The 5,982-nt window shown below is 37.9% G+C and carries 3 protein-coding genes and 4 pseudogenes; 2 read left to right on the plus strand and 5 right to left on the minus strand.

Translation table 11 applies throughout. The annotated features are described in order from the left end of the window. Nucleotides 1-260: 260 nt before the first annotated feature. On the minus strand, nucleotides 261-497 hold the full coding sequence (locus tag CXF74_RS23175) for a transposase (RefSeq protein ID WP_157822483.1): 237 nt from the start codon (nucleotides 495-497) through the stop codon (nucleotides 261-263). Between the two features lie 282 nt (nucleotides 498-779). Next, nucleotides 780-896: pseudogene (locus tag CXF74_RS23180) on the minus strand (ISAs1 family transposase); the annotation flags it as partial. Nucleotides 897-1,443: 547 nt separating this feature from the next. On the opposite strand from CXF74_RS23180, the pseudogene CXF74_RS20395 reads away from it, so the two are divergent. Then, nucleotides 1,444-1,578, plus strand: a pseudogene (locus CXF74_RS20395) (IS982 family transposase); the annotation flags it as partial. Nucleotides 1,579-1,621: 43 nt separating this feature from the next. Here CXF74_RS20395 and CXF74_RS20400 read toward each other — a convergent pair. Next, on the minus strand, nucleotides 1,622-2,692 hold the full coding sequence (locus tag CXF74_RS20400; RefSeq protein WP_101084361.1) for a hypothetical protein: 1,071 nt from the start codon (nucleotides 2,690-2,692) through the stop codon (nucleotides 1,622-1,624). 330 nt (nucleotides 2,693-3,022) lie between these two features. Between CXF74_RS20400 and CXF74_RS20405 the strand changes: the two are divergent. Then, nucleotides 3,023-3,901, plus strand: a pseudogene (locus tag CXF74_RS20405) (IS1595 family transposase). Between the two features lie 340 nt (nucleotides 3,902-4,241). Here CXF74_RS20405 and CXF74_RS20410 read toward each other — a convergent pair. Beyond that, complete coding sequence (locus CXF74_RS20410; protein ID WP_101084362.1) at nucleotides 4,242-5,159, minus strand: bile acid:sodium symporter family protein; 918 nt, start codon at nucleotides 5,157-5,159, stop codon at nucleotides 4,242-4,244. Between the two features lie 484 nt (nucleotides 5,160-5,643). Beyond that, nucleotides 5,644-5,841, minus strand: a pseudogene (locus tag CXF74_RS20415) (IS91 family transposase); the annotation flags it as partial. Nucleotides 5,842-5,982 lie beyond the last annotated feature (141 nt).

Here is a 5,982-nt window from a genome sequence, read left to right on the forward strand (position 1 = left end):
GATGAGTTTAAATAATCCCCCCCAAAAATCTTAGGAAATACAAGGGATAGAGCGATATTTTAGAACGCTTATGGATTCTGTTGAAAAGTTTTAGCTCAGTATAAATGTGGCGAATACCAGACTCTATTATGCAGTGAGCGCGTAAAAGCGATCCCATATTGGCACCGACTCATCGCCACCAATCTGTCCTCGTTTAATCATCGTCCCTGTTTCTTGCCCCGCCATCGGAGCTAAAGCCCCAAGGGTAATATTACATATGCTCAATAAATAAGCTGTAAAACTTTATCTGCATAATCAGTATCGAGTGTGGCTTTGAAACGCTTAGCTTTCAGACCTTTTTTACAGTTCTTTTCAAGTTTCAATAAACTTAGAACAAGGTGTCTAATTACTGACATATTTTCAGCCGCGTTTGAACGCCTAACACGACTCAAGTCTTCATTAAAACTGACATCAAGTACCCAGTGTAGATGATTCTCAATGCTCCAATGCTTTCGAATGTTTTTGCGTCAGCTTCTATAGAACAGATAAAATAACGAATTTCTTTAATTGTTTTTCCATCTACATGCCGTTCTGATTCAGCCATCCCTATACTTATTAATCCATACCATCCCATTGCGAGGTTAAATCATTAAGACTTGTAAGAACATCTGTTATCCAATACCTATGAACTTCAATTCTGCAGTGCCCACTATCAACGTCTTCGTGATACGCATGTTTTACATTTTGAAATTTCTCGCTTTGACAAACTTCAAAAAATCCTTAATCGACTGGTGTAAATATCCTTTAACTGCAATAACATAATCGGCTTCTTTTTGACACCCCATCGCATCGATCGTAATGATACTGTCTTTAATATCTAGTAAATCAAGCAATGCGGGAATTTCGGTTATCTCATTTTATTTTTCTGCTGTTTTAACTTGCCCTAAACAACACCATTGTTCGCTACAAATGCGCTAACGACCCGTAGGGCAAGCTGTGAGGCAAACATCTTCATTGTTAGGAAGTATTGATTGAACTAGTTAGACCTTCAACTTCCTGCCTAGAATCTGTGCACCTCACAGCTTGCTGAATTTTGCATCTTGACTGATAACGGGCATAAGAGCCACGCACTGTCTTTCCGTCGATAGCAATAACTTCGCCATGTGTTTCTACCTGTGCTGATTTCATCCAGTTAATGAAGCAACTTTGTATGTTTGGGGCTCTAAAGAAGAGATCACTCGTGCAATGGTGTCGTGAACAGGAATGCCATTTTCAAAAGAGCCATATTTTTTAACAGCTCAATCTTGTTTATCGTGAAGCTTATGCTCTACTCTTGACTGTTGGTGATGATCAGGGATTGGTGAAAAATGTTTATTAAAGGCAGATAACATTTGAGACTCCTATGAATAAGAAGTCTATTTGATCACACTTGGCTCAAAATGAAAAGTTCATGATCTTGCCCTGCATAGTAGACACAGTAGCGTGCATGGTTTTATGTTTAATGTCATAGGTGGTTTTGTGGCTTACCAACTTAAAGAGAGTAAACCACAACTCAATAGAACCTCAGCTGAATTCAACGTGATTGTAGTGAACCGTTAAGTCAATCGGAGGTTAATTAAGCACCTTCAAGTTAAATTAACTATTAATCTGCAATGAATGGGTCGTCGTTATCACTGCCCGAGCCGTATCTTAGTTTTATTGAGCTTTCAGTACCGTATTCATCTGTTAATGCTAGATATTGACTTGTATGTGTTAGATGATTTAAATCGGATTCTGGAATTGGGTAATATTTATTATCACCTGCGACACTCGGGTCTATACAATCAAACGTATCCGCATATGTACCAGGGTTGCAAGACTTGTCATCTAAAAGAAATCTAAAAGAATGTAGTTGATAATTCAACACACCTACTATCGGCGTATTACCTGCATAAGTAATATTCCAAGGGTTGTTGTTAGTACTATTCGGCCCTAATGTGCTGAATGTCGCGATACCAGTATCTAATAAAAAAGTACCCGTGTATGAAGAGGTTGTTTCGTAAATACTGTAATCTTGAATTGTACTCTGACGACTATCTGCTTGTATTACCATACCACTTGGATTTGCAATGGTATGGCTAACCGCTCTAATTGCAGCTACATCGGCGTTTTTATATAAACCGTAAAGCGCGATTTTCTCGGCAGAGGAACTTGTTTGTTTTAGTTTTTTTAAGTAAAAATCCTTAGAATCGTAGGTGATAGCTTTTAGTGGCGTTAAAGTTACATAGTCACTGTCCACAGAGGACTCACAAGTATCTAGTTTATAACCAGAATCGGTTTCTACCTCGACACAAATGTCATCTTCAACTGTGTTATAAGTGCTTAAATAATAAGTTATCTCTGTATTTACTGTCGGTTTAATCGTGTTTAAGTTTGATGTGATGCTATGACGATACCCATTATCAATACTAGTACTATCCCAGCCTAAATCCTCGATATTTTCAAAAGACTTAAACTCCCTGAATGTTGTCTTTATAATCTTTTCTCCGGCCGCTAACTGGTAACCGATACTCACGGCGGCTTGCATTTTACCATTAGCAAAAATATTACCATTTCCTTCCGCCATAAATATTTTTAAATCCATTATTGGTGGTGCTACGGCGGCTTGTAAGCTCGCGAATGGCGCTAATAACGGTAGTGTTAACATGGCTGTTTTGATGAGTGATTGTCGCATTATCTTTTATATCCCTATATTTTCAATGAATTAATTTACGCGTAATATTGCAGTGTGACACCTTTCTAGATGCATTGTACTTTATTTGACGTAAAAAAGTAGCCTTTTATAAAAACTAACGATTAATAAGATATTTCAATGCACTAATATTTATACTTTTCTATTTATCAATCCCCCTCAAACAACAAGATATTTCCGCCTTTACTGGGTATAATTGTCACTGTTGTATTTGAGCGTTGTTAGCCTAAGCTTTAGTTATTATTACTTTGAAGTTCAAGGTGTAACTATGATTAACAATAAGCTAAAAGGTATTCTCAAAGAAGATTACCAATCTACCCCGACCTAAAAAAACTACGGCATAAGATCGAAAGTAACATTTCAAACAATCAAGTTGGTAAAGCAATCGCTGAACATGAAGATCGTGTTTGTAGTTGCCCTCACTGTGATTCCGAGATGATTAATAAGTGGGGTGTCACTAAACAATGTATTCAACGTTTCATAATTTCAGATGTAAGGCTTGTTTTAAGACCTTTAACGCACTATTTTCAACTCCTTTTACCGCATGAAAAAACCTGAAAAATGGGTTCATTACTCTAACCTAATGTGGAACGGTACTTCGCTTAGGGAATCAGCCTCTCTTTTAAACATAAACCTTAAAAGCGCTTTTCGGTGCGACATGTTTTCTTAAAGCAACCTCACGATATGATTCCATCTAATTTGCATGGAATTATTGAAGCAGATGAAACTTTTATTGCGGAATCTTTTAAAGGGAAGAAAAAAATTACTAGGCCAGCCAGAAAACGAGGTGGTGGCCCCCCTGCAAGTCCCTATTATCATGGTGTCAGATAGGGCTGGAAATATGGTACACAATGTTATCGAAAATAATACAAGAGAAAATATTGAGGCAGTCTTCCCCCCTGTCATTTCGGCAGATTCAGTACTGTGCACAGATGGAAATATATCTTACATTGGCATTGCCAAAAATTTGAATGTGACCATAAAAGGTTAACCAATTTGGATAATCAGCGTGTTATTGAAGGTGTTTATCACATTCAAACGTTGAACAATTACATGATACGTTGGAAGTCTTGGCTTAAGCGATTTTGTGGTGTTGGCACAGACTATTTGGAGAATTACCTAAGTTGGTTTCGATTTATGACACAAAGTAAAGAACATTCCGAGCAGGCCAGGGTTCAATATACACTTTGAAATTAACTAGAAAATGAAACCAATACTTAAATACAACAGCGCCAATTACATACAGTATAGGTGTGCTTTTACTTAGGTACGCTGGAACTTTATTGCGTAGACATGCTGGAATAGTGCTGGCCACTAGAAATATTGACCCTACTAAGGTCCTAGTCTCCAAAATTTAGTTACGAATTTCCTCAATCTTGCATCGCTATGTATTTTCGATTATGCAGGAGTAGTAACTATGATGATTGCTTTTGGGCGAAATAGGGATAGTTTCAAGAGATAAATAGAGCAAAAACTCTAAACTCTAAACTCTAAGATAGTGTACTCAGCCTTCATTCAAGGGCTATCCAAGTTAGCGGCTAACAGTTTGCTTGATATTCATATCTTGAAAACGGCAATATGCAAGAAATGTAAATACACATGCATACATGCTAAATAAGTACACGATTGCGGCAATGGCGAATTCAGGTTTTTTCAAAATCGCAATGGCAATCACCACGGCTAGTACGTAGTTTTGAATCCCAATTTCAATACAGATAGAACGAGCCTGTTGCCTATTTAATTTCAGTAATTTCGCAATGGTTATACCCAGTAGCATCATGACAATATTTAATGTGAGAACAGGGACTAGTGCCAACTCTATAATAATGCTTAAGCTGGGGTAAACTTCTGCAAACAAGATGCACATGACAAATAGAATTGAGATAAATGACAGTTTGGTCGCATAAGGTTCAATTGTTTGGGCAAAAGATGCGTAAAAATGACGAACACCCATTCCAACCGTTACAGGCAGAATAATAAGGTTAAATATTTGTAGCATCGATGGTAATAACGGCAGATATATCGTCTGCCCCTCTCCTGTTAAATTCATAAAGCCTAAGTTAATCAATAACGGAGTGGTAAATACTACAATGAGCCCACTCATCGCTGTAAGAGAAACAGATAAGGCGGTATCACCTTTTGCTATGTGCGTAAAAAAGTTCGAAGTAGCCGCGCTAGGGCAACAGGCCAAAATGATCATCCCAATAGCGATAGGAAAAGCGGGATCGTAAATAGCGATAAGTAAAAATGCGACAGCAGGTAAAGCAAGCAGTTGAATAAGTAACCCAGTTATCACGGGTAAAGGCTGCGTCACTACACGAGAGAAATCACTCAGTTTTAGGGTCAACCCCATTGTTGCCATCATAAGAATTAATGCGCCAGTGGCTATATCTGAAACATTGTAACCTCCTAACGTCAAGTTTAGTAAGTTGATAACTGGTATGTCCATCTTGATTTTGAATCCTTATATATTATACCCAAGCTACCTCAAGATGCTCGTTTCAGAGCTCCCGTAGGATAACTGAACAAGGCAGTGATTGAGGATAATGGTTATTTCCCTTATTGATATCACTAACACAGTGTAGATATTCTACGGGAATTCCCGAAGGGCACGGCGAGAAGCAACATGTTTCTGCGTGATGAAAAAGTGAATTAAAATAACTAGTCCAACTATTTCATGCCTTGAACTCCGCCACTTCTCGACAGAGTATAGGCAGAATAAACGCCATTTATCCTGATAATCTAAAGTATGCAGTCTATGCAGTCAGTCTTTTTCTTCATATTCAGCCATTATTTCTATTTTATGTCGATGTTCCATCAAAATTCAGACTTTTTTTGTCTATTACTTGACTGTTTTCTTGCAGTTTAAGCTAAAAAGACGATACTTCCCATGCAGTTATACAAACCAGCTCTTTTGATTTATTCATTTGTGATCATTCAAACAAGTTAAATTTAGGCGGTGCGCGGCTTTCTGGCAAACGTTCTCTATCAATTTTACTGGCTTTTTTGTTCAGATGGCAGAGGATCTTTTCGAGTAGCACAGGGTCTTCAATACTCGCAATAACCTTAACCATACCGCCACATTGAGCACAAGTTTCAATATCTATCCCAAAACCCCGTTTGAGCCTTTGTGCCAGGTCATGATTTGCGTTTTTCACTGGTTTGTTTTTGGCAAGTGCAATCCAAAGATAAATAGTCATTTTCTATATCTCTTACGCGTAAACCCTCACACTTAAGAAAACCAGCCACACGCAGGCTAATTCGGTAAACAG

Origin of the sequence: Psychromonas sp. Urea-02u-13 (assembly GCF_002835995.1) — a bacterium.
In the GTDB taxonomy this organism is placed as follows: Bacteria; Pseudomonadota; Gammaproteobacteria; order Enterobacterales; family Psychromonadaceae; genus Psychromonas.

Bases quoted from the DNA above. Each gene is read 5' to 3' on its own strand.
- CXF74_RS20410 (WP_101084362.1), bottom strand. From the start codon at position 5,159: ATGGACATACCAGTTATCAACTTACTAAACTTGACGTTAGGAGGTTAC.
- CXF74_RS20400 (WP_101084361.1), bottom strand. From the start codon at position 2,692: ATGCGACAATCACTCATCAAAACAGCCATGTTAACACTACCGTTATTA.